Below are 22,968 nucleotides of genomic sequence, written 5' to 3' on the forward strand. Positions count from 1 at the left end.
CTGATATTATATGCATGCTAGGCATATCCGATTTTCATCTGGGATCGTAACCCCATCGCATCATGCGCATAAACAACACAAGTCGCCGCAAATCTACTCTCACTGCGATGGGAATATTATTTTTGGCCTGCGCCGTATTTGGATGGGGTTTGGAGTACAAGTTGTCTCTGTATTCCCATGCAAACGACCTACTGCGCTCCTGTCCTCAGGCAAAATTGCTTTCCCAAAAGGAGAGGCCGGTTTCCAGTCATGATGAGGCCTGGATCCGCCCAGCGTCTTCGTCACCAGAGTCGTTGGTATTTAGCTCACTTTTGTTGATAACCACTCTGACACTGAGCTTGCGTTTTGCAACAGCGATTTGCATGGGAACCACAAGTTTCCAGGACGACGCGTGCCAACCCCGGCATGCCCAATTAAACTTTTTTTACTTTCGCCCCCCGCCTGCTTCACTCCTCTCCTAAACAGTTCGCACCTTTAAAGGACCTTTTAAAACCCTGTGCTTGAGAGTTTTGTCCTTTATAGAGGGGCGTTGGACTAATTCAGGTTATTTGTACTTCGATAGGGACTCAGATTATGTTTATGCGATCTTCAACGGTCGTCCTTGGAGCAACGTTCCTCGTTGCGCTTTCGTGCCTTGTCTTTACTGGTTGTAAAAAACAGCAGCCCTCCCCCGCAAATCCGGTGACCGCTTCCGTGGCAGAGGTCACACGCGGCGACCTTTCTAACACACTTACAGTCGCCGGCGAATTTCAGCCTTACCAGGAAGTTGAACTCCATGCAAAAGTTTCCGGCTATATTCGTCGCATCCGCGTAGATATTGGCGATCAGGTTAAAAGTGGACAAGTGATCGCCACGTTGGAAGTTCCAGAATTGAACGCACAGGTGGCTGGCACTGAAGCTGAGGTAAGACACAGCAAGTCAGAAATTTCACGAGCACAAAGTGGCGTTGAACTTGCAAAAGCCAGTCATGCGGCACTGCATGCCGCATATACGCGCCTTGCAGAAGCTGCCAGGGTGCGTCCCGGACTGGTTGCCGAACAGGAACTGGATGACTCTCACGCCAAAGACCTGGATGCGGAAGCGAAGGTAAATGCAGCCAGGGCAGCGCTTGAAGCGGCACAAGAGCAACTCGGCGTTTCGAATGCAGACCACCAGCGTGTTGCGGCACTGCAGGGATACTCGGTTGTGACCGCTCCGTTCACCGGCGTCATCACCATGCGTTATGCGGATGTTGGCTCTCTGATACAGGCGGGAACAACCTCAAACACACAATCAATGCCCGTGGTGAAGCTGGCGCAGAGCGATCTTCTGCGTCTGCGTATGCCGGTGCCGGAAGAGGATGTTCCCTACATCACGATCGGCGGCACTGTAGCGATCAAGCTTCAAGCCACCGGAAAAATCATCCCCGGAAAGATCATTCGATTTACTCGTGAACTGACAACGGCCACTCGCACCATGCTCGCCGAAGTCGATGTGCCCAATCCGGATCTTGCACTCAGCACCGGCATGACAGCAGAGACAACGATTGTTCTTCAGCAGCAGAAGAATGTACTTACAGTACCGGCAGGAGCCATCCTCAAAGGCTCCGAGCAGCCGTATGTGTTGATCGTGGATGCGTCCAACAGGGTGCAAAAGGTGCCCGTCACACTCGGAATTCAAGGGCCTGATCGGGTTGAGATTGTTCACGGGCTCAATGAACATCAGACCGTAATCGTATCTGGGCAGGAGAACTATCAGCCCGGTCAAATTGTTCATTCGGTCCTTAGCACTATTTCGATTCCCAAGCAGGAGGATGCGCAATAATGTCCTCCTTCGCAATCAAATATCCGTTTTTTATTTTGATGATGTGTCTGTTTGTGATTGTGGTCGGTGTGACCACGGTCGTGAATATGCCGGTTGATCTTTTTCCAGAGGTCAATATGCCGGTGGTGGTGGTGGCCACGTTTTATGCTGGTATGCCACCTCAGCAGATCGAATCGGACATTACCAACAGCTATGAACGGTTCTTCACACTCGGCAGTGGAATCGACCATATTGAGTCCCGTTCGCTGTCCGGCGTCAGCCTGATCAAGATTTATTTTCAGCCCGGCACTGATGGCAATGCGGCGGTCAGCAATATATCCAATCTGGCGATGGCAAATCTCCGCCGACTACCCCCTGGAACTCTGCCTCCAGTTGTGCTGAAGTTTGATGCGGCCAACCTACCTGTATGCCTGATTACGCTGAAGGGCGAAGGGCTGAATGAAACACAGCTCAAGGATCTGGCGCAGTTTACCGTTCGCAATCAGGTCGCCAATGTTCCCGGCGCATCCGTTCCCCAACCGTATGGCGGGCGATACCGGCAGATCATGGTGTACGTTGATCCGGTAAAACTTGAAGCCCATCAGATGAGCGTGATGGACGTTGTAGATTCGCTGAACAAATCGAATCTGATTCTTCCTGCCGGTGACGTTCGTATTGGCATGAAGGACTACAACATCTATGCCAACAGCCAAGTGCCTATTGTGGACCAGATCAACGATCTGCCGTTGAAAACGGTGGGCAATGCCTCCGTCATGGTGGCAGATATTGGCACGGCAAAAGATGCCGGACAGTTACAAACCAATATCGTTCGTGTGGATGGGCAGCATTCTGTCTACATCCCCATCCTGAAGCAAGGCGGCAATTCAAACACCATCACCATCGTGAATGGTATCCAGAAAGCAATCACACACCTTCTCGACATTCCATCCGCGTTGAAGACAAATGTGGTCTTCGATCAGTCCAAGTTCGTCAAAATTGCGGTAAAAAATGTCATCAACGAAGGAACCATCGGCCTCTGTCTGACCGCGTTGCTGATCCTGCTTTTTCTTGGAAATGTGCGGGCAACCATCGCCGTACTGATCTCCATCCCGGTATCGTGTCTGGCAACATTTCTAGGGCTGAACCTTGGTGGAAGCACGATTAACACCATGGTTCTGGGCGGTTTGGCTTTGGCGCTATCCCGCCTGATTGATAACTCCGTTGTGGTGCTGGAGAATATCTTCCGGCACATGGAAAATGGAGAATCGCCCACTGAAGCCGCAGTGAATGGTGGCAAGGAAGTACAACTTGCGGTTCTGGCAGCCACCTTCAGTACCTGCATCGTCTTTTTTCCGGTGATCCTTCTCGTAGGCATCAGCAAGTATCTTTTCACGGCACTCGCGCTTGCGGTTGTGCTTGCGCTTTTTGCCTCCTATCTGGTCGCCATGACCGTCGTGCCGCTCTTCTGTGCAAAGTTCATCACGCTCAGCCCGGAGCACATCCAACATGGAGCCGCAGCAATCGAAGAAGGCCTTGACTCTTCCATTGCCAGTAAGCGGAAGATTCAGGTATTTAGAGTCATCATCGACAAGTTCAATCGTGGCTTTTACGCGCTGCAAGCGAAATACGAGAAGACGATTGTCGCTTGTCTGGAGCGTCCTGTCCTGGTTGTCAGCGTCTTCAGCATCTTCGTGCTTTGCAGCTTTGCCCTGTATCCGTTTTTGGGCAAGGCATTTTTTCCCCGCACCGATCCCGGTCAGTTCGTAGTGGATGTAAAAGTTCCAGCGGGAACCAGAATCGAAGTTACTGACGATTACATCGCCAAGATGGAACAGGATATTCGCGGCGAGGTTGCGCCAGAAGATCTGAACATGATCGTCTCCAACATCGGCATCACGCCCGATCTTTCCGCAATTTACACCTCCAACTCTGGAATGCACACAGCCTTCATTCAGGTCAGCCTAAAGGAAGATCACAAGACTGGAAGCTATGCTTATATGCAGAAAGTGCGCCAGAAGCTGACTCAAGATTTCCCGGACGTGACAACGTACTTTCAGGCGGGCGGACTGGTTGACTCGGTTGTCAATCAGGGCAAACCGGCTCCGATCGATATTCAGGTTGGAGGCAATAATTTGCAGCAGGCCTATGAGACTGCGCAAACAATCGCGGCCAAGCTGAAGAAACTTGATACCGTCAACGATGTTCTTATTCCGCAGGACCTGGACTATCCGGGACTGGAACTGAAGATCAACCGCGTGCAGGCCGGATTGCTTGGAGTTTCGCCACAATCCGTCGTGGACAATGTCATCACTGCTCTAACTTCTGACGGCATGATTTCTCCGAGCTTTTGGGTAGATCCAAAGACGGGCAACAGTTATATGTTGACCGTTCAATATCCAGAGTCGCAGATCAAAACAATGACCGACTTCAAGCAGATTCCGCTCAGGTCGCCAAATGGCCTTGATACAACCCCGCTGCAATCGGTTGCCGACATCAAGGAAATCAACACACCAACGGAAGTAGACCATTACCAGCTGCGCCGCGTATTTGACATCTACGTCATGCCCAAGAAGGAGGATCTTAGCGAGACAAACAGTCAGGTCCAGTCGATTCTCGCGCAGCTTCAGAAGCCTGCTGGAATCACCATCAACGTGCGCGGATCGGTGCGCGACATGGAAGCATCCTTCACCAGCTTTGGTGTCGGCCTGATGCTGGCAGTGATTCTTGTTTACCTCATTCTGATGGCGCAATTCGCGTCCTTCTCTGATCCATTTGTCATTTTGCTGGCGGTTCCACCCGGTTTGTCGGGTGTGCTGATCTTTCTGCTCCTCACTGGAACCACGTTGAACGTCATGTCCCTGATGGGTGTAGTCATGATGACCGGCATCACGGTCTCGGACAGCATTCTGATTGTGCAATTCGTGGGCACGCTACGGCGTGAAGGAATGGCGCTGAAGCAGGCGCTGACAGAGGCCTGTAAGGTGCGCCTGCGTCCGATTCTGATGACCACACTGGCCACGATCCTTGGGCTCATCCCCATGGCACTGGCACTCGAACCGGGCAGCGAACAATATGCACCTTTGGCGCGGGCGATTCTGGGTGGTCTTACAGTATCTGGCCTCGTCACGGTTTTCCTGGTGCCAGCGGCCTATCTGCTGATTCATCGCAAACAGGATCACGCCGCAACGGTCGAGGAGGTTGAAGGATGATGACGAATCAGAAAATCTGCATCGCGTTGCTTGTAGTTTTATCGACAGCTTTTCAGTTGGCGGCGCAGAGCCCTGCAACGCAACTTCCCGATGAACCGAAGGCGGGCACACGCCTCTTTGCAAGCACAGAATACGCAGAAGTCCCTATGACGCAGGCAGAAGTACCCACGGAGGGGACTCCTACTTTGCTCACGCGTCAACAAGCAGAGAAGATTTCGCTCGCCAATAATCCGCGCGTGCGCATCAGTCAGTTGATTGCCAAAATCCAGCATCAGATTGTGCGGGAACGCCGTGCTGACGAACTGCCAGATGTGACGGGAAACCTAACAGCGATTACGGCAAACGAGGGCAGCAGATTATCCAGTGGAACGCTGACGGCTTCCACGCTGCTTGAACACGCCGGGATGGGGGTTCAGGTCAATCAACAGATCACCGACTTCGGACATACACGGAATCTGGTGGCTTCTGCGCGGTTTCAAGAGAAGGCGCGTGCCGCAGATGCAGAAGCCAGCAGACAGGACATTGTACTGGTAACCGATCAAGTATTCTATGCGGTGATCGAGGCACAAGAAACACGCAAGGTTGCCGAACAGACCGTCGCTGCACGACAGACTCTAGCAGATCAAGTGAGTGCGCTTACAACTTCGAAACTAAGATCGGAGTTGGATTTAAGTTTTGCTCAGGTCAATCTGTCTCAGGCAAAACTGTTGCTGCTGAACGCACAGAACGACCTTGATGCAGCAAAGGCGGCTTTGGATTCCGTGCTGGGATACGACCGGCCAATGAATTTTCAACTCGTTGACGATGAGAGCACTCTGCCACCTCTGCCTGCAGATTTTTCTGCACTGATCACACAGGCAATGCAGGACCGACCCGATCTTCAGTCCTTGAAATATAGTGAACAGGCTGCGCAAAAATTCAGCAAAGCCCAGCATGAGCAATTTCTTCCAACAATCAGCGCAATGGGGGTCGTAGGCGGATCGCCCGTAGGATCGTCACAATACTTCACTACGGACTGGTACGGCGCGGTGGGCGGAAATGTGAGCATCCCGCTCTTCAATGGCTTCCGAATTGCGGCACAAGCTTCGCAAGCAACGTTGCAGGCCAAGGCTGCAGCCGAGCAAACGCGCGCGCTGCGGGAGCAGGTGGTTCGCGATCTCCGAACTGCCTGGTTGAATGCAAATACTGCTTTGCAAAGAGTGACGGTATCTACGGAATTGCTCAAAGAGGCAAACACTGCTCTTGATCTTGCAAAGACAAGATATGACCTTGGACTCAGCTCAATTGTAGAGTTGAGCCAAGCTGAACTGCAGCAAACAGAAGCAGCTATTGGCAACGCCAACGCGCGCTCGCAGTATGATTTTGCAATAGCTGCACTCAACTTCCAAACGGGAGTTCAACCATGATGTTAGAAGAGGATCTAGGGGGCAAATCTGCGCCCAGCGTCTGATCCTCACACATTTTGAAGCAATTCACAGCAAGCCATTCGGAGTCGATTTTATGGAGATGCCGCTCCTCCGGATGGTTTGCTGCCGGCAATTACCCTAAATCAGCGCCAGCCCAATGCGGCTTATTTCAATTGCTATGCTCACATAACGCCTTTTAAATCAAGTTATTTAAAGATCCAGGTCATACACTTCGACCATGCCTTTATTGACTACTGCATAAATAATGCAATAATACTTTCAGAGGTACGGTACCCCTATGCCCAGACTGAAGGCAAGTGCCGAGCTTTTGGAAGACCGTCGCCGTCGTGCTTTAGCGCTGTTGGATGAAGGCTGCTCGCTCAACGAAGTCGGACGACAGATAGGATGTAACGCGAGTTCAGTGATGCGCTGGCGCGATGCTCGACGGCAGCGCGGAGACGATGCTTTGCAGGTCCGTTTTTCTCCTGGACGCCCCCTGAAGTTGGGTGCTACTGAGCGCAAGAAGCTTGTTCGGCTGTTGCTCAAGGGGCCGATGGCTCAGGGTTATCGCACCAATCTGTGGACCACCGCACGCATTGCCGCGTTGATCGAGAGCGAGTTCGGCGTGAGCTACCACCCGGATCACATAGGCCGGTTGATGCACGATCTCGGTTGGACTCCGCAGAAGCCGGAACGACGCGCTCTGGAGCGCAACGAAGAAGAGATCGAGCGTTGGAAACAAAAAGAGTGGCCGCGTATAAAAAAAACGCCACAAGGCTGGGCGCCCACATCGTCTTTGCCGATGAATCGGGCTTCTTGATGATTCCCAACGTGGTCAGAACCTGGGCGCCACAAGGGGAAACACCTATCCACCGCCATCGCCAAGGACAGCGCGACAAGATCTCGGTGATCTCGGGAATTTCCGTCAGCCCTGGACGACATCATCTCGGTCTCTACTATCTTCTTTTTTACGACAACATCGGGCAGGAGGAGGTCTGTCTGTATTTGCGCGAACTGACGCGCCTCCTGCGCGGCCCGATCATTCTGCTCCTCGACAACTCATCGACGCACAAGGGAAAGCCTATCGAGCAATTTCTCGAAAAGCATCCCCGGCTGCGCATCGAGCACTTTCCGTCCTATGCCCCGCAACTGAATCCAGACGAAGGCGTCTGGTCATTGGCCAAGCGGGAACTGGCCAACAGCTGCCCAAAGGATGTGGACGAACTGATGGAAGACATACTTGGCTCCATTGACGGAATTCGGAACTCGCAGGCAAAACTGCGCGGCTGCATCGCCCAATCCGAGTTGTCCATTTCTTTGCGCTGAATCATTGCATTATTTATGCAGGAATCAATAAAGGCTGTTACAGCCTACTTGGATTAAAAAGCATCTTGGGCGGAACGTGAATATAGCCACGGCCCCCTCCAATCGGACATTTGCAGTGCGAGTCACTTTCACTAAATCATAGGAGCAGATAGTCTTCCGAAAGCGACGGAAATCGTACGAGCTGCACCGTTCAATAAAAGCAGAGCATCTTAATCCAAAAAGAGGTTTTCATGTTAAATTGGCCTCACCCCTATTGTTGATTATTTCTCCTTGGGGCCTCTCACTGTAGCTGTCTACTCCAAATTGGAACAAATAATCAGGACTTCCCCTCGTTCCCATTGTTCGTGTTTCTGCTTCCACCAATGGCAAAACACAAACAAGAGGAAGCCGGTTTCCAATCGAGCACGGGCCTTGCCCGCAGAACAGAACAACCACACTCGGAGGTCAGGATAATGAAAATCAGCCTCGTTCTGCAGAGCAGATTGTTTCTCTGCATTGCCCTCACGCAAACAGCTTTTGCTCAGACCCAAACAGCCCCGCCAACCTTTTCACCGGTCGGCGGTTCTTTCAATTCCACACAGCTAGTGACAATCTCCGATAGCACCGCCGGAGCATCCATCTACTACACCACCGATGGAAGTACCCCGACAACAAAATCAAAAAAATACACCGTACCAATCAACGTAACGTCCACAACAGAGACACTTCAAGCCATTGCCATCGCAAACAAATTAACCAGCACCGTTACGTTGGCGGCCTACACCATTTCACCAGACCTTAAATTCGTCAGTGAACTGGTCACTAGCAACAACACCTTCTCCATTCAAATCCCGGATGTCAGCATTGTGACCATCTATTTGTTCAGCGCTGGATATGCAGACGAACACCAAGTGTGTCAGGACAGTGACCGCGAGCATGGCACGTTATTAACAACCACTACTACTGGTAGCACTACAACGACAAGCAACACAATCCCAATTACTAATGACGTGATTAAAAAACCTGTGGGAGTTACTTTAAGCAGCCCGTTAATTGCAGGGACTATGATTTGTCTTTTCGGAGCGCCCTCCGCAGGTAATTTAAACGACAAGTTCTCTAATTTCAAACGGGTTCAATACATTGCGCCCGGCGAAGACTACGGCCGGTTCTCAGTCAACATTACCGGCGGTGTCATGATTTCCAACCAACAACAGAGTTCCAGTTCCTCCACTGCCAGCCAATACTTTGATTTAGGACTTTCGTATACATTGGCACGCCCAAGCTCAGAGGTCAAACCTCATCCCAATTGGCTACAAGTGCATGGTCCTGGTCTCTCAACCCTCATGGACGTTCAACTCACGACCATTCCTGTGGCGGCACAAACCAATACCACGAGTACAACATCTTCGACCAGTACTCCCACACTCAGTCAGTCACTCAATGTGTTGTCTTCGCAGCAAAGCGCTTCTGTTCTGATGGGCGTCGATTTCCCTTTTCGCCTCACTCACTGGTATCACAAAACTAACTGGATCACTGCTGCGCCCTTGGTTTTGGGAGGATTCAACACGCTTTTGAATCCAACAACCGCAGCAGCTTCATCCACAAGCAGCACCGGGGTATCATCCACTACTACAACTACCTTCAGCACCGTCTATAACTCCCGTGCTGCTGGGATTCATTTTGGATGGGATGTTTATCCGAGGAGAACGGATGAAGCTCCAATTGAGTTCTCCTGGATCAACCTCGCACTTGGATGGTACAGTAGCTTGCCGAGTTGGCAATGTACGGCGCTACCTGGCTCAACGCCTCCATCGAACGCCAAGAGCTTCACCACCGCAAGCAACAGCAGCGCCCCAACAACCTCTTGCCTCGTCACCCCTACACCCAGCAGTTCGAGCACAGGACCATACACCGTGTATGCGTCTCGCAAGCTCGTCCCACGCATAGACATTGCAGGCGAGCTAAGCCTACCAAGCTACCCTATTGTTTTTGGTTACGATGCCAATCTTGGGCAGTATTTCAAACATTTTTATGCGGACAGGATTGACTCCCTCAACAAACCGGGGAATCAAGTCCGTTTCTACTTTGGAATTAAGCTCAACATAACCAAGGCTCTAAGTAAACTCGGCGTACCCACCAGCTAACCCTGTTTCTGACGCGGGCCGGATAAATTGATTTCAGCCCGCGCCGGAATTTCTAGCTTCGATTATCCCCTTCCCTGCCTTATTTTCGACTTGCCTAACTCAAGCTGCGCTTGTTCGTTCGCACGATTCTCTCGTTCTCAACACTGCCGTCTTTCGCCCACTGTGAAGTTATATCCTTCGCATTTGAATCCCTGTATGCCATGCAGAATTTATCCCTGTACATCGAAAGCCCAATAACCATCAAAACAGCCACAGCAAGTATGAATGTGTACGTAAGGCTATCAGTGACTTATGTACCGCAGAAAGTCTGCAAAACGCGCTCCTCGGGACGAGCAGGAATCGTATACTTCTCAAGGCCCGGCCTCTCCTCATATGGCCGTGAGACGACATCGAGAAGTTCCTCGAACGGCTGGAAATCCTGCCGCGCTATTGCGGCATTGAGCGTTGCTTCCACAAGATGGTTGCGCGGAATGTAAGCTGGATTCACACTGCACATTGCCATCGCACGTGCTTGCCCATCTTCAGGCTCTTCACTGAGACGCCTGCGCCATCGCACGGCCCAACCGTCATACGCGCCAGGATCTGTAAACAATAGCCTAACTTCCGCGTCGTCTTCCGGCGAGGCCGCTGCACTGCACAGCTTGCGAAAGGTCAACGTGAAATCAGCGCCGTTGGCATGCATGCACTGCAGAAAATCTTCCGCCAGAGCCTCATCCCCCTCGTGCTCCGTACGTAGGCCTAGCTTGCGACGCAGTCCGGCTGAGCGGGCCGCTTGATATTGCGACTCAAAGGCGCTGAGTGCTTCATTTGCCGCAGCCACAGCAGCCTCTTCGCTTCCAACCTCCAGCGCCAGGATGGGCAGCAGCGCCTCAGCCAACCGCGCCAGATTCCATAGTGCCGCACGGGGCTGATTGCCATAGGTATAACGCCCGCCATGGTCAATGGAACTGAATACTGTAGCCGGATCGTACGCCTCCATGAATGCACAGGGACCGTAATCGATAGTTTCCCCAGAGATCGACGTGTTGTCCGTGTTCATTACCCCATGGATAAAACCGAGCAGCATCCAGTGCGCGATTAGCTGCGCCTGTCTCGCGATCACGCCCTCCAGCAGCGCCCGAGATGGTTGCCCGGCCTGCGCGGCATCGGGATAGTGACGAGCAATTGCATAATCGGCCAACGTACGCAAGCCTTCCATATCGCGTCGAGCGGCAAAGTACTCGAAAGTGCCCACGCGTAGATGGCTCGCTGCCACCCGCGTAAGCACGGCTCCCGGCACAACGGTTTCCCGCTGCAACCATTCCCCGGTAGTCACTACGGCCAGCGCCCTAGTAGTAGGCACACCCAACGTCGCCATGGCCTCGCTCACAATGTATTCCCGCAAGACTGGCCCAAGCGCCGCGCGACCATCGCCGCCGCGCGAGAAAGGGGTACGGCCAGAGCCCTTGAGCTGAATGTCGTAGCGCAGGCCGTTACGTCCCAGAACTTCGCCCAGCAGGTTGGTGCGCCCATCACCGAGTTGCGGTACAAAATGGCCAAACTGGTGCCCCGCATAAGCCAGAGCTATAGGTTCGGCTCCCTCGGCCACGCGGTTTCCAGCTAGAATTTCAACGCCCTGAGCGCTCATGAGCGCCTTTGCGTCGACTCCAAGCGCCCGCGCCAAATCAGCATTCACCTTCACCAATCTAGGCACCACAACTGGTGTTGGGTTCAGTCGCGCAAAGAAGTATTCAGGCAACCGTGCATACGTATTGTTAAAGCCAAAGCGAATCTCATGGCCGCTGGAAGCGGGAGTCGTCTGCGACGCATTTTGGGAGATGCCGAGTGAGTCCATCGTCTATTGGATGTGGGCTTGCTCTTTTGGTTGCGTTCTATTTTGCGCACAAGAGTGGCGTTAATGACACGGAATTTTTCCAGCAATCATGCCAAGCCGAATTGGCGCAGCTTATTGATTCCTGCATAAATAATGCAATGATTCAGCGCAAAGAAATGGACAACTCGGATTGGGCGATGCAGCCGCGCAGTTTTGCCTGCGAGTTCCGAATTCCGTCAATGGAGCCAAGTATGTCTTCCATCAGTTCGTCCACATCCTTTGGGCAGCTGTTGGCCAGTTCCCGCTTGGCCAATGACCAGACGCCTTCGTCTGGATTCAGTTGCGGGGCATAGGACGGAAAGTGCTCGATGCGCAGCCGGGGATGCTTTTCGAGAAATTGCTCGATAGGCTTTCCCTTGTGCGTCGATGAGTTGTCGAGGAGCAGAATGATCGGGCCGCGCAGGAGGCGCGTCAGTTCGCGCAAATACAGACAGACCTCCTCCTGCCCGATGTTGTCGTAAAAAAGAAGATAGTAGAGACCGAGATGATGTCGTCCAGGGCTGACGGAAATTCCCGAGATCACCGAGATCTTGTCGCGCTGTCCTTGGCGATGGCGGTGGATAGGTGTTTCCCCTTGTGGCGCCCAGGTTCTGACCACGTTGGGAATCATCAAGAAGCCCGATTCATCGGCAAAGACGATGTGGGCGCCCAGCCTTGTGGCGTTTTTTTTATACGCGGCCACTCTTTTTGTTTCCAACGCTCGATCTCTTCTTCGTTGCGCTCCAGAGCGCGTCGTTCCGGCTTCTGCGGAGTCCAACCGAGATCGTGCATCAACCGGCCTATGTGATCCGGGTGGTAGCTCACGCCGAACTCGCTCTCGATCAACGCGGCAATGCGTGCGGTGGTCCACAGATTGGTGCGATAACCCTGAGCCATCGGCCCCTTGAGCAACAGCCGAACAAGCTTCTTGCGCTCAGTAGCACCCAACTTCAGGGGGCGTCCAGGAGAAAAACGGACCTGCAAAGCATCGTCTCCGCGCTGCCGTCGAGCATCGCGCCAGCGCATCACTGAACTCGCGTTACATCCTATCTGTCGTCCGACTTCGTTGAGCGAGCAGCCTTCATCCAACAGCGCTAAAGCACGACGGCGACGGTCTTCCAAAAGCTCGGCACTTGCCTTCAGTCTGGGCATAGGGGTACCGTACCTCTGAAAGTATTATTGCATTATTTATGCAGTAGTCAATAGGCTTCAAAATGTAAGATGCAAGCTTTAGAGACGGAACGCTACTCTGCGGTGATCGCCGAACATTGCATGTAAAGTTCTTGGTAGATTGCGATGGAGTTTTCAATATACGGAGGCAGAGCAAGTAGAAACTCACAGCATAGTTCGGTCCCATTCCCCTTAGGCTGGTCTGACTTCGCTTTCTGCTCCATCGCCATCGCCAACAAGCGTAGCCTGTTTTCCAATGCCTTTTGCGACTGTCGAACACAATTGGCTGAAGCAGTACCATGCGGCCAGCTGTTGATGCTCAAGAAGAGATCGCCGGAACTCCACATCGCCTGTTCAATTTTTTCGCATGCCTGCGTGTGTTTCGCGCGATCCGAGCTAAATTCGAAGAGAATAAGTTCTGAAAATCCACGTGCCGATTTAACCAGATGTCCCATCTGGTCTTTAAATTCCATAGCCTTCCGCTGTCTCTCCAGGTCTTGCAGATCGGAAACAGAGTCTTGCAGGTAATCGGCTTGCAGCCGGAGAAGGCGTGCAAATGTTTGCTGCATCTTGTCCACGCCTTTTTCAAATCGAAAGACCAGCAGCATGACAATAATCGCCAACAGAATTCCCATCATTCTGTCTCTGGCCGGGCTCATTTGCGTTGGTGCGGAGAAGTCAGTAAGCACGGTCAAATAAAAGGAAAAAGCAATCTGTAAGCCGATGTAACCGAAGTGTGGACTTCGCGAGACCCAGGCCGCAATGAATGTTACCAAGGCTATGGAGAGCAGGAATGGAAGCGCACTATCGGCGTAAGGAAAAACGAAGATAATACATCCCAAGCCGCAGATTACACCTCCCAGTGTCGAACCCAAAAGGCGAAAGATTAGTTTCTGATTCGTGGCTCCGGAAGTGCTGAGTCCAGCAACAAGCACCGTCGTTACCGCGGTGGCGATTCCGGGCCACGCCAGAGCGTTATAGATCACGTTGCAAAGTGTGGCACAGAGGCTGACTTTGAATGCATAGAGCGTGTATTCCGGATTGGAGAAACAGTCAGGCACCAGCCAACGCTGATTTCTCAATCCCAGACGCTCCGCGCTGTCGGACGCGTCCTCCGTGGAATTGCGACCTGCCGCACAGAAAGAGATCAGGGTCCGCAGGGCATTCTCCAATTGCACAAGCTCCCCGGATGGCAATGTATTACTACTATCGAACTGCTGCCGGGCCTGCTTCCACTCCGCTTCCCTCATGAGTTTGATGGCGCGCCCAAAACTGTTCATCTTTTCTCTCGCGGCGATGGAGAGTTCCCCGGGAGGGTGATGAACCGCGTAGGCCGCCATCAGATCCAGCACTCTAGCGAGCACAGGAATCGATGCTGGGACAATCTCCCGGGTAAAATCTGCCTTGTGCCGTTCGTCGATCTCCTGCAACAGCAGTTGCATTTTCCCCTGCCCCATGAAAGCGTAGTTCCTGACCTGTATAGTCTGACGCTGAAGATCTTCGGTATCGCAGTTCGAAGCGTAGAGCAGAAAGATCTTTTCGAGGGCGAGAAAGCGGGCATCGATCTCGCGATGCAGGTCGTAGTATGGGTTGCGACGCGTGAATATATATTCGATTGCAACCTTGCAACCTACGCTGAGAACCCCTCCGGCCACGGGCCACAGCGACATTTCAACCGCCTGATTGACGCGCATGCCTAAATCGAAGTAATAAAACGTTGCAATGGCAAAGATGGCAAAGTCGAGCGGCTGAATGTAGCGGACCGCAGTTGAGCGAACGAAAGCTGCGATAAAAGCGCAGACCGCGATGCCAAAAACCTTGGCGAGTGGACTGTCTCCGGTCACCGAGATCAGACACAGCGCTGAGGCCGCGCCAAAGCACTGCAGACTAATTGCAACCAGACCTCTCTTGAAGGTCAGATAAGGCGTTTCATAGGAAACCAAAAAGATCAGGAATACGCCGTACATCATTCCTGGAATATGCAGTATCAACAGCAGCAACGTGGCGATAGTAGCCGCAAGAGTAGTGCGCAGAGAACCAGCCATGCGCCCATGGGTAGACGCCAGTTCCTGGCTGAACATATCGAGCAACGCACGCGATTCCGCACTAAACGAAGACAAGGGCTATCTCACGATGCTGACGGCTGATTCGCCGACGCGAAAAACATTTTGATCCGGATTTTGTACACGAATGCGGATGGGAAAGCGAGCCGCCAGATGAACCCAGTTGAGAGTGTGCTCAATCTGTGGAAGACCGTTGTTCAATCCAGTATCATCTGGAGAAACACCAAACCCCACACTTTCCACGGTGCCCTCAAAGCGCCGCGTGGGATTGCTCATCAGATAAAGATCCACATGCTTGCCCGGCCAGATGGACTTTAAATAGGATTCCCGATAGTTGGCGATAACATACCAATTGCGGCGGTCAATCAAAGTGAAGATGGGCGCTCCCGGCTTGGCATACTCTCCCTCGGAGATGTTGAGATTCGTCACGTATCCGTCAAAAGGCGCGACGACGGTGCAACGCTCCAGATCCAGCTTTGCCTCATCTACGCGTGCTGCGCGCTCGGGCCGTTGCGCGATCAGACTATCAAGCGTATCGACGGCATGGATGGTCTGATGCAGACGCGCCTCAGATCCGCTCACCGCGATGCGTGACTCCCGCTCCTGAAACTGCGCCTGCCTCTGCCGTGCCAAAGCCTCTTGCAAAGATGCCTGCGCCTCGGCATAGAGGTGATCGGCGATGCGTGCCTTAGTCCGAGCCTCATCAACCTGCTCAGCAGTTACATATTGTTTTTCAAGCAAAGGTTCAATGCGCTTCAGATCGCTGTTAGCCAGGGCCTTCTGGGCTTCAGCCGCAGACTGGGCCGCATGGGCACGCTCCACAGTGGCCTCTGCCGCTTGTACGCCGCTGGCCACGCTCTGCGTCTGCGCTTCCGAGGCCCGCAGACCCGCCCGCGTAACTTCCACGGTGCTTGACTCTGCAGCGATCTTCCTTTGCTCATCTTCGATCTGTTTTTCTAAAAGCTGCTGATCGGCAAGCGCCTGTTGCAGAGCGTACTCGTAGGGACGCGCATCGATAGTGAACAATACCGTGCCTTGCCGCACAAGTGAATTGTCCTGCACTGCAAGAGAGGTAACTCTTCCGCTGACCTCCGGGGCAAATTGAACGTAATTTGCCCGCACACTGGCATCGTCAGTGCGTGGATTGCAGTTCATCTTCCACAGAACGAGCAATGCCAGCAATAGTGCCAGCGCGGCCGTACCGGCGCAGATATAGATGCCCCTAGAAGCGGCGGATAATTGAATTGATTTCAAAGCACGTACCTCTTCTTCAGCGAAAGAGCAAGAGCCACAGCAGGCAGGCAAAAGCGACCATAAGGCTGGGGTAAAAGAGAATTGGAAAAGAAATCTCCTTCTCTACCTTCATGCGGACAAGCAGCCAGTGCGTCAGGCCAGATGCAACAACAGCCAGCGAGACGCAAATCATCCAAGCGGGAAAGAACGATCCTAGAATATCCACTGCGGGAGCTCGTGAACATCCACAGCAGCAGACCAGCGAAGTCACAATGAGCTGCGGATATATCTTCTTGCTCAAAACGGATTCCTTTCATGCGGTATTACGGACGGGATGGGGAAGGCTCTGCCAGAGGCGCTGTTTGCCGCAACAGATTACCAGTTTTGTATTCCAGGTTGATAGCGCTGACGAGTAAGTTGGAGCGAGCCTGCACCTGCGCCAATCTGGCCTGCGCCAATTGCGTTTCTGCAGTGACCACATCCACTAGGTTTTTGACTCCGTACCGATAAGCATCAAAAGATGCCTCGTAGGATGTACTCGCTGAGGCCAGCAGCGTCTCGGCCGCTTCCTGCTGTCGCACTGCCGTACGAAACTGTATATAGGCCATCCAGACTTCGCGGCTAACCGCATCCTGCTTATTGCGCAGTGACTCTTGAGCTTCGCGGCGACGCGAGTCAGCAAGACGCACTTGATTCCTGCGCTGGCCTCCATCGAATAAACTCCATTGCAAATTAAGGTTCACGCTCCAGATCGGCATATTGGCAGCCCCCAAACCTCCAGAGTCCGCCGTCGGCCAGATCGCGCTCTGTGCGCCTGATGCCTGTAGTTGGAGGCTTGGACGGTTTACAGCATGAGCTGATTTCAACTCCGCATCTGCGGCACGGAGTCGTTCAGAAAGATCCTTGAGATCTGGACGGTTTTGCCGGGCCATCTCCACCAACTTTGCTGCCGAAGAAGAGATCTCCACCGGTAGCGGCGCGGACTCTGGAGTTGCAATGGCTATTTCGTCCGAAGGTTCAACGCCAATTGCTTCACGCAGCGAAACGCGGGCTTCGGACTCTCCGCCCACACTTGCTTCTAAATCGTAGGCCGTCTGGGCCACCACAGCCTTGGCATTCAGAACATCGGGCAAGGTAGCTCTTCCATTGGCCAACTGTGCCTCTGCCGCATTCTGAGTAGTCTGAGCGGTTTTCATAATCTGGCGCGCGGCTTCCAGACGTTCCTTTGCCGTAAGCAGATCGTAATAAGCCCTTACTACATGAAAAGCCACATCCTGATTGGTGCGTTGAAATGCCGCGGCGGCAGCAAGTCGAAGAGCCTTGCTAGATTCCACATTGGCGCTACGCTTGCCGAAGTCGAAGATGTCATACTCCAGTTCTAGTCCTTCCTGAGCAATGGGAATCTCGACCATACTGTAGCCGCGGGGAAGAAGCGCCTCAGGAAAAGGGTTGATCAGCCGCTGATCTCCAAAGATGGCGAGTGCGGCCAAATGTGGAGAGTAAGCGCTGCGAGCGATTCCTAGTCGGTCCGCTTCCTGCTTGACCAACTCCCACGCCATGCGGCTCTCTGGATGGTTTTGCTCCGCCAGATCGATCAGCTCTTCCAAACGGAACGGGTGATGAGAATCGATGTTCAACTCTGGGTCAGGAAGGCTTGTGCCCGTTGCGCAAACCGCCGCCGCCTCTATCGAGCCCATCTGCTTTTGACATTGTGCGTGCAGGCGTGGCGCGTGGGCTGTTGCAAAGCCTAGTATGACCGTGATGCATATCTCCGGTAACCTCGCCTGCTGCCACTTTCTACTGCCAACGGATTTTGCATAGAGATTATTCACTTGTATACAGCGTAAACTATTTATACAGCGTATTGCAAAGTGTAAAATAGTTGTATCCGCAACCGCATACCTGCGACTGCTTTCAGTATGATTAAAAAAACTGGCTTCACCGCAGATTCCACGAAGTTCAAAGCTGGCTCCGAGCTCCGAGGAAGAGTTCTGGAGACAGCCGGGCGGCTCTTTGCTGAAGGTGGATATCAGAATGTTTCGATGCGTCGGATCGCCGATGAGGTTGGCTGTTCGCAAATGGCCATGTATCGACACTTTCCCGACAAAAATGCCCTAATGCAGCAACTCTGTGCTGATCTCTATGAACGATTTACGCTCAAGCTCCATAAACGACTCGACCAACTGGAGAACCCCCGAGAGCGTCTGCGTCATGCAATGAGACAGTTCGTATCGCTTTCTGTAAAGAATCCACATCATTACAAACTTGTATTTCTGGACCCGGCGGCCGATGCACAAGGCCGCGAGTTGCGTGCCAAGGTAGCAGAACCCGCACTGGCATACTTTCGCAAGAATCTGTGCGAAGCCCTTCCAGCCAACACGCCAGAAAACGTGGTTGCAGAGCGGCTGCATCAACTAATAGCCTCTCTGCACGGGATGTCCGTACTGCTCATCACCTATCCTCATGTATACCGGATTACGCAAGAGGACGCGCTACGCGAGTTAGAATATGTTTTCGACCTGCTGCTTGCCGCCAGGAATGTGAAATAGACTGCCTGTGCACTGCTGAAAATAAGTGGATCAATTTCGGCGGATAAAAGCACCATTCGTTTTACCTACAAGGGCTATCAACTCCCACTGCGGTAATCACTGAATCGACGCTTCGCGATGGCTTTCGCGCCAATGGCTTGGAGGAATGCCTTCCCAATCCCGAAATGCACGAGCAAAGGAGTTGGCATCTTCATAGCCCAACAGATACGCAGTTTCTCCAAGTTCTAATACAGAGTTGCTAAGGTAATAGCGCGCCAGTTGGCGTCGGGCATCCTCAAGGACGCGCTGATAACTCCATCCAGATTCCTGCAGACGCCGTTGTAGGGTTCGCAAACTCATATGCAGATCCTGAGAAATCTCTTCGATGCCTGGACGTTTACCTGTAAGTCGCTGTTGAATCGCTCCACGAACAAGTTCGATAAAGCTGTTCTCCTCACTGGAAGAATACTGTTTCAATTCCTGCTCAAACTGCGGAGCCAGCATCTCCAGTAGTTCCGAATTGCGCGTGACAAAAGGGATCTGTGCATCGCTGACTCGAAAGACCAGTGCATTCTGTGCGGCACCAAAGGTTACGGGACAACCAAAGTGTCTTTCCAGTTGCTTGATGTGCTTACGGTCTTGAACCAGTTCCACCCGAAGCGGTGAAATGCACGTAGCCGTGCCACAACGAGCAATCGAGAGCAAAGATGCGAAACAATACTCAATGAGGACTGGTGGTTCAGTATCGACGGCCAGAGACCATCGAAATCGAATGACCCATTCCTCTTCGTCGATTTGTTGCAGTACTTCTTCCGGTACGGAGAGCTTCTTATAGCGCGCCATGCAGTCGATACTCGCGCCAAAGGATTCAGCCGAAAGCGCGGCAATTCCGCTGGGGTGAAACTTCGCCGATTGCGTTTCCGTTCCCATCTTGAGGCCAACCGATGGATCCTTGCAGACGCCGCCAACTGCACGCCAAAGGGCAAACAACTCCTGGGTGTTGAGCAGAATCTTGTCTTGATTGAAGAAGTCGCGCGGAAGTCCTGCTGTCCGAAGCAGAGAGGAGACAAAGATTCCTGCGTCTGTCAATTTGGCGTGTAGGTTTTTTGAAACTCTGAAGTGTCTGGACATGGCGAACTTCCTCCTGAAGGTTTCACTATTTCAGATCGAGATGAAATAGATGCTGGATCACTGCTGTCCAAGATAACAGGAAGCGTCTTAGACGAACGTTGATCTGACAGGGCATAGTGCGTCGTTCCCGTGCATTGACGGAACGGGTTGGTCGGTTCCGAGTTATGCGAAGAGCAATCAGCTGTCCAAGATGTACTCCGAAATGGTCCCGTAGTTGTCTGCTTTATCCCTTGTCGAGAGTTTCTGCTGTCCAAGTCAAGCGAAGACCAGCTCCAGTTGTGAAGTGGGTGGCGTTTCCGGTGCCTGGAAAGGATCGTTGATCCACTTCCATAAGTCGCGATAGACGAACAGTTGCTGGCGCAACAGAACCATGAAGTTGGACAAGTGCCACCCGAAGGTCGACTTCATGTGCAGGATCTTGACCAGCAGCATGGCGATCAGCGCCGTCCAGATCTGCGTCTTCAGTGCGTTGGCCGAGGTGCCGACGAAGGTCTTTACCTTGCAAGACTGCTTCAGGGCCTTAAAAAACAACTCGATCTTCCAGCGATTCCTGTAGATCTCAGCAACGGTGGCAGCGGCCAGTTTCATATTGTTGGTCAGGAAGACCAGGGTACGCTGCTGCTCTTCGTCGAAGAACTCGATACGGCGCATCATGGGTGGGTTGTCGTTCTCCGCGGCCTGCTGCGTCATGCAGATGATCTGATCGCTCACCAGTCCCTTGCGCTGGGGAAGATCCAGATCCTCAACTTCGATGATGTCCGCATTCGTCTTCAGGCGGGTGACGAAGTAAACACCCTGCAGGGTCAGCCGCTCGAACCAGTTGTAGTCGGTATAGCCGCGATCGAAGACCAGGATGGTGCCGGGCGGGAACTCCCACTGGCGAGTCACGGTAACTTCATGCTGCTTGCCGTCGGTGATGACCCCGTAGCAGGGCAGCAGGCCGTCGTGATCGAGCATCAGATGCAGCTTCACTGCTCCCTTGGTACGCCGGAACTGCGCCCAATCGAAGACCGAGGCGCACAGTTCGATGGTGGTCGCATCGATCGACAGCAGCTTGTTCTTGAAGCGGAACTTGTGCCGGACGCCTGACTGTTGGGCCTGAGTGCGGGCGACCTCCAACATCTGATAGAAGAGATCCTCGAACAGTGCGCTGGGGCGATGGGCGTTGGCATAAGCCAAGGTCGAGCGCTTAGGAGCGGCAGGCAAGCCCAGGTGACGCAGTTTGCCTTCGCTGGCGGCCAAGCCGTTGGTGATGTCACGCAAGCTGTTGACTGAACCCAACTGACAAAACAACATCGCCACCAACTGGCCCCAACAAGTGAAGCCTTTGGCATTGCGTTCGGCTTCATCCTTGCGAACGGCGGAATCGAAATCGGCGCGTGGGATCAACTTCAAGACTTGGGAGAAAATGCTGCATACTATGGACAAGGCTGCGTCCTCCTCTGACGGTCAAGTTCTAGACAAACCCAACCTATCAGATCGATGCAGCCTTACCTCCATACCAGACTTACTGCTGAAACTCCTGTTTTGGACAACAGTGGTTCCAGATTTCATCCATGATTGTTCCCAGATCACTTTACTGGAACATTGGATTCGCCCTTGACAAATGAGTGTGTCAGGTGGAAGAGCCATTCACCCCCAGATCGTTACCGCCTACGCCTGATAAAGCTGAGTCAGTTTACCAAGGGTAGTTATCTAAACAAAATCTCTGCAATTATTTTTCAGGCAATTCTATCAGGTGTATTTACCGTTTCATAAAATCGATGTAAGTAGTACTCTGAGATGCATGCGAAAGGAAATGTATGAAGAAAATACGCAAAATATTTTTACCTGTCTTTGCACAGATTCTTCTGTGTTCCGCGTACGCACAAAACGCGCCTTGCATCATTTTTAGCGGGCCTCGCTGGATTGCCAGCCATGGATCTGCGCAGCAGGTACCGGAACCGCAAAATGCATTGCCTGCCGATGCGGAGCATGATATTACGCTACGTGAAATCTTTCATCTTTCCGCAGGTGGAAGCGAATTTCGCGTTCGTTTTTCCAATGCTTTTGGCATCACACCTCTTAAAATCGCTGGGGCACACGTCGCACCGGCAGTGAGTACAGCGTCTGCGGAGATTGTCGCGGGAAAAGATCGTGCATTGACCTTTGCAGGGGCGACAGAGGTGACGATTCCTACCGGTGCGGAATATATTTCTGACGCGGTAGACCTTCCCGTCGCGGATCTATCAAATCTGGCTGTATCACTGCATCTGATGCAGTTACCTGGCGTGCAAACAGGACATCCAGGTTCACGTGCGACCTCTTATTACGTGCATGGGGATGCTGTTTCAGCCGCAAATTTTAATGATCCCGCCAAGATAAATCATTGGTATTTTGTATCAGGCGTCGATGTACTAACGAATGGTGGAGCAACGCTGGTGGCACTGGGAGATTCCATTACCGACGGGCACGGATCCACGACAAACGGGAATGATCGCTGGCCAGACCTGCTGTCAGCACGTCTGAATACCGGAGATTCGACGTGCGCGTACGGCGTAGTGAATGCAGGAATTGGTGGCAATCATCTGTTAGTGGATGGTCTGGGACCAAATGCAATGGCACGTCTGGATCGGGATGTTCTGACGCGCGCGGGCGTGCACTGGGCTATAGTCCTGGAAGGCGTAAATGATCTTGGTGGACTAACCATTCAGGCCAAGGCTACACCCGCAGAACATGAAGAAATGGTGCATCATTTGGAAGGGGCATTTCAGCAAATAATTCTTCGCGCGCATGCCGCAGGCCTGCGTATTTATGGCGCGACAATTCTGCCCTACATGGGATCAAATTACTATCATCCTGACGCAATGAATGAAGAAGATCGTCGTGCACTGAATACTTGGATACGCGCACACTATGATGCGGTGGTGGATTTTGATGCAGTCATGCGTGATTCACAGCATCCAGAACGGCTGCTGCCCGCTTACGACAGTGGCGATCATCTACATCCATCACTCGCAGGCTACAAGGCCATGGCTGCAGCAATCCCGAAGGATCTTTTCACTCGTTGATCTGTTTTGTCTGTCGGAAGGTGTTGAGCTAAACTTACGCCTTGCTGCTCATGTGTCCGGGCCAGATTGAGAAATGAATTTATTGGGGCTAATTT

At 52.6% G+C, this 22,968-nt stretch carries 15 protein-coding genes and 1 pseudogene; 8 read left to right on the forward strand and 8 right to left on the reverse strand.

The genetic code is table 11. From position 1 onward, the window contains the following. Positions 1-579 precede the first annotated feature (579 nt). From ACOBR2_RS10665 to ACOBR2_RS10690, 6 genes are all read left to right on the forward strand, one after another. On the forward strand, positions 580-1,803 hold the full coding sequence (locus tag ACOBR2_RS10665; protein WP_420236102.1) for an efflux RND transporter periplasmic adaptor subunit: 1,224 nt from the start codon (positions 580-582) through the stop codon (positions 1,801-1,803). Beyond that, positions 1,803-4,991 (forward strand): efflux RND transporter permease subunit, encoded by a 3,189-nt coding sequence (locus ACOBR2_RS10670; protein WP_420236103.1) that lies wholly within the window; start codon positions 1,803-1,805, stop codon positions 4,989-4,991. Before ACOBR2_RS10665 ends, ACOBR2_RS10670 begins: the two co-directional genes overlap by 1 nt. Further along, on the forward strand, positions 4,988-6,397 hold the full coding sequence (locus tag ACOBR2_RS10675; RefSeq protein ID WP_420236104.1) for a TolC family protein: 1,410 nt from the start codon (positions 4,988-4,990) through the stop codon (positions 6,395-6,397). Before ACOBR2_RS10670 ends, ACOBR2_RS10675 begins: the two co-directional genes overlap by 4 nt. A 298-nt stretch (positions 6,398-6,695) precedes the next feature. Then, positions 6,696-7,217 carry an IS630 family transposase gene (locus tag ACOBR2_RS10680; RefSeq protein WP_420236105.1) on the forward strand — a complete coding sequence of 174 codons (522 nt, stop codon included), beginning with the start codon at positions 6,696-6,698 and terminating at the stop codon, positions 7,215-7,217. After that, complete coding sequence (locus tag ACOBR2_RS10685) at positions 7,217-7,723, forward strand: IS630 family transposase (RefSeq protein WP_420239962.1); 507 nt, start codon at positions 7,217-7,219, stop codon at positions 7,721-7,723. The genes ACOBR2_RS10680 and ACOBR2_RS10685 overlap by 1 nt, the downstream gene beginning before the upstream one ends. Positions 7,724-8,085: 362 nt before the next feature. Then, positions 8,086-9,846 carry a chitobiase/beta-hexosaminidase C-terminal domain-containing protein gene (locus ACOBR2_RS10690; protein ID WP_420236106.1) on the forward strand — a complete coding sequence of 587 codons (1,761 nt, stop codon included), beginning with the start codon at positions 8,086-8,088 and terminating at the stop codon, positions 9,844-9,846. 289 nt (positions 9,847-10,135) lie between these two features. Here the strand turns inward: ACOBR2_RS10690 and ACOBR2_RS10695 are convergent, their stop codons facing one another. The 6 genes and pseudogenes from ACOBR2_RS10695 to ACOBR2_RS10720 form a co-directional block, all read right to left on the reverse strand. Continuing rightward, positions 10,136-11,680 (reverse strand): protein adenylyltransferase SelO, encoded by a 1,545-nt coding sequence (locus ACOBR2_RS10695; protein WP_420236107.1) that lies wholly within the window; start codon positions 11,678-11,680, stop codon positions 10,136-10,138. A gap of 142 nt (positions 11,681-11,822) precedes the next feature. Then, positions 11,823-12,850, reverse strand: a pseudogene (locus tag ACOBR2_RS10700) (IS630 family transposase). A 92-nt stretch (positions 12,851-12,942) separates the two neighbouring features. After that, on the reverse strand, positions 12,943-14,988 hold the full coding sequence (locus tag ACOBR2_RS10705; RefSeq protein WP_420236108.1) for an FUSC family protein: 2,046 nt from the start codon (positions 14,986-14,988) through the stop codon (positions 12,943-12,945). Positions 14,989-14,991: 3 nt separating this feature from the next. After that, entirely contained in the window at positions 14,992-16,185 is a 1,194-nt protein-coding gene (locus ACOBR2_RS10710) for a biotin/lipoyl-binding protein (protein WP_420236109.1), read from the reverse strand. A 16-nt stretch (positions 16,186-16,201) separates the two neighbouring features. Continuing rightward, on the reverse strand, positions 16,202-16,435 hold the full coding sequence (locus tag ACOBR2_RS10715) for a YtcA family lipoprotein (protein WP_420236110.1): 234 nt from the start codon (positions 16,433-16,435) through the stop codon (positions 16,202-16,204). Positions 16,436-16,487: 52 nt separating this feature from the next. After that, positions 16,488-18,242: a TolC family protein gene (locus ACOBR2_RS10720; RefSeq protein ID WP_420236111.1), complete on the reverse strand. Its 1,755-nt coding sequence runs from the start codon at positions 18,240-18,242 to the stop codon at positions 16,488-16,490. On the opposite strand from ACOBR2_RS10720, the gene ACOBR2_RS10725 reads away from it, so the two are divergent. Next, entirely contained in the window at positions 18,207-18,713 is a 507-nt protein-coding gene (locus ACOBR2_RS10725; RefSeq protein ID WP_420236112.1) for a TetR/AcrR family transcriptional regulator, read from the forward strand. The two genes, ACOBR2_RS10720 and ACOBR2_RS10725, sit on opposite strands and share 36 nt — an antisense overlap. Before the next feature lie 96 nt (positions 18,714-18,809). Here the strand turns inward: ACOBR2_RS10725 and ACOBR2_RS10730 are convergent, their stop codons facing one another. Next, positions 18,810-19,823 carry an AraC family transcriptional regulator ligand-binding domain-containing protein gene (locus tag ACOBR2_RS10730; RefSeq protein WP_420236113.1) on the reverse strand — a complete coding sequence of 338 codons (1,014 nt, stop codon included), beginning with the start codon at positions 19,821-19,823 and terminating at the stop codon, positions 18,810-18,812. A gap of 255 nt (positions 19,824-20,078) precedes the next feature. Then, complete coding sequence (locus ACOBR2_RS10735) at positions 20,079-21,251, reverse strand: IS4 family transposase (RefSeq protein WP_420236114.1); 1,173 nt, start codon at positions 21,249-21,251, stop codon at positions 20,079-20,081. Between the two features lie 374 nt (positions 21,252-21,625). Between ACOBR2_RS10735 and ACOBR2_RS10740 the strand changes: the two genes are divergently transcribed. Then, complete coding sequence (locus tag ACOBR2_RS10740; protein ID WP_420236115.1) at positions 21,626-22,873, forward strand: SGNH/GDSL hydrolase family protein; 1,248 nt, start codon at positions 21,626-21,628, stop codon at positions 22,871-22,873. Positions 22,874-22,968: the final 95 nt, after the last annotated feature.

It is taken from the genome of Telmatobacter bradus, assembly GCF_048629425.1.
GTDB classification, from domain to species: domain Bacteria; phylum Acidobacteriota; class Terriglobia; order Terriglobales; family Acidobacteriaceae; genus Telmatobacter; species Telmatobacter bradus.

Bases quoted from the DNA above. Each gene is read 5' to 3' on its own strand.
- ACOBR2_RS10665 (WP_420236102.1), top strand. From the start codon at position 580: ATGCGATCTTCAACGGTCGTCCTTGGAGCAACGTTCCTCGTTGCGCTT.
- ACOBR2_RS10670 (WP_420236103.1), top strand. From the start codon at position 1,803: ATGTCCTCCTTCGCAATCAAATATCCGTTTTTTATTTTGATGATGTGT.
- ACOBR2_RS10675 (WP_420236104.1), top strand. From the start codon at position 4,988: ATGATGACGAATCAGAAAATCTGCATCGCGTTGCTTGTAGTTTTATCG.
- ACOBR2_RS10680 (WP_420236105.1), top strand. From the start codon at position 6,696: ATGCCCAGACTGAAGGCAAGTGCCGAGCTTTTGGAAGACCGTCGCCGT.
- ACOBR2_RS10685 (WP_420239962.1), top strand. From the start codon at position 7,217: ATGATTCCCAACGTGGTCAGAACCTGGGCGCCACAAGGGGAAACACCT.
- ACOBR2_RS10690 (WP_420236106.1), top strand. From the start codon at position 8,086: ATGGCAAAACACAAACAAGAGGAAGCCGGTTTCCAATCGAGCACGGGC.
- ACOBR2_RS10695 (WP_420236107.1), bottom strand. From the start codon at position 11,680: ATGGACTCACTCGGCATCTCCCAAAATGCGTCGCAGACGACTCCCGCT.
- ACOBR2_RS10725 (WP_420236112.1), top strand. From the start codon at position 18,207: ATGCGTCGGATCGCCGATGAGGTTGGCTGTTCGCAAATGGCCATGTAT.
- ACOBR2_RS10730 (WP_420236113.1), bottom strand. From the start codon at position 19,823: ATGTCCAGACACTTCAGAGTTTCAAAAAACCTACACGCCAAATTGACA.
- ACOBR2_RS10740 (WP_420236115.1), top strand. From the start codon at position 21,626: ATGAAGAAAATACGCAAAATATTTTTACCTGTCTTTGCACAGATTCTT.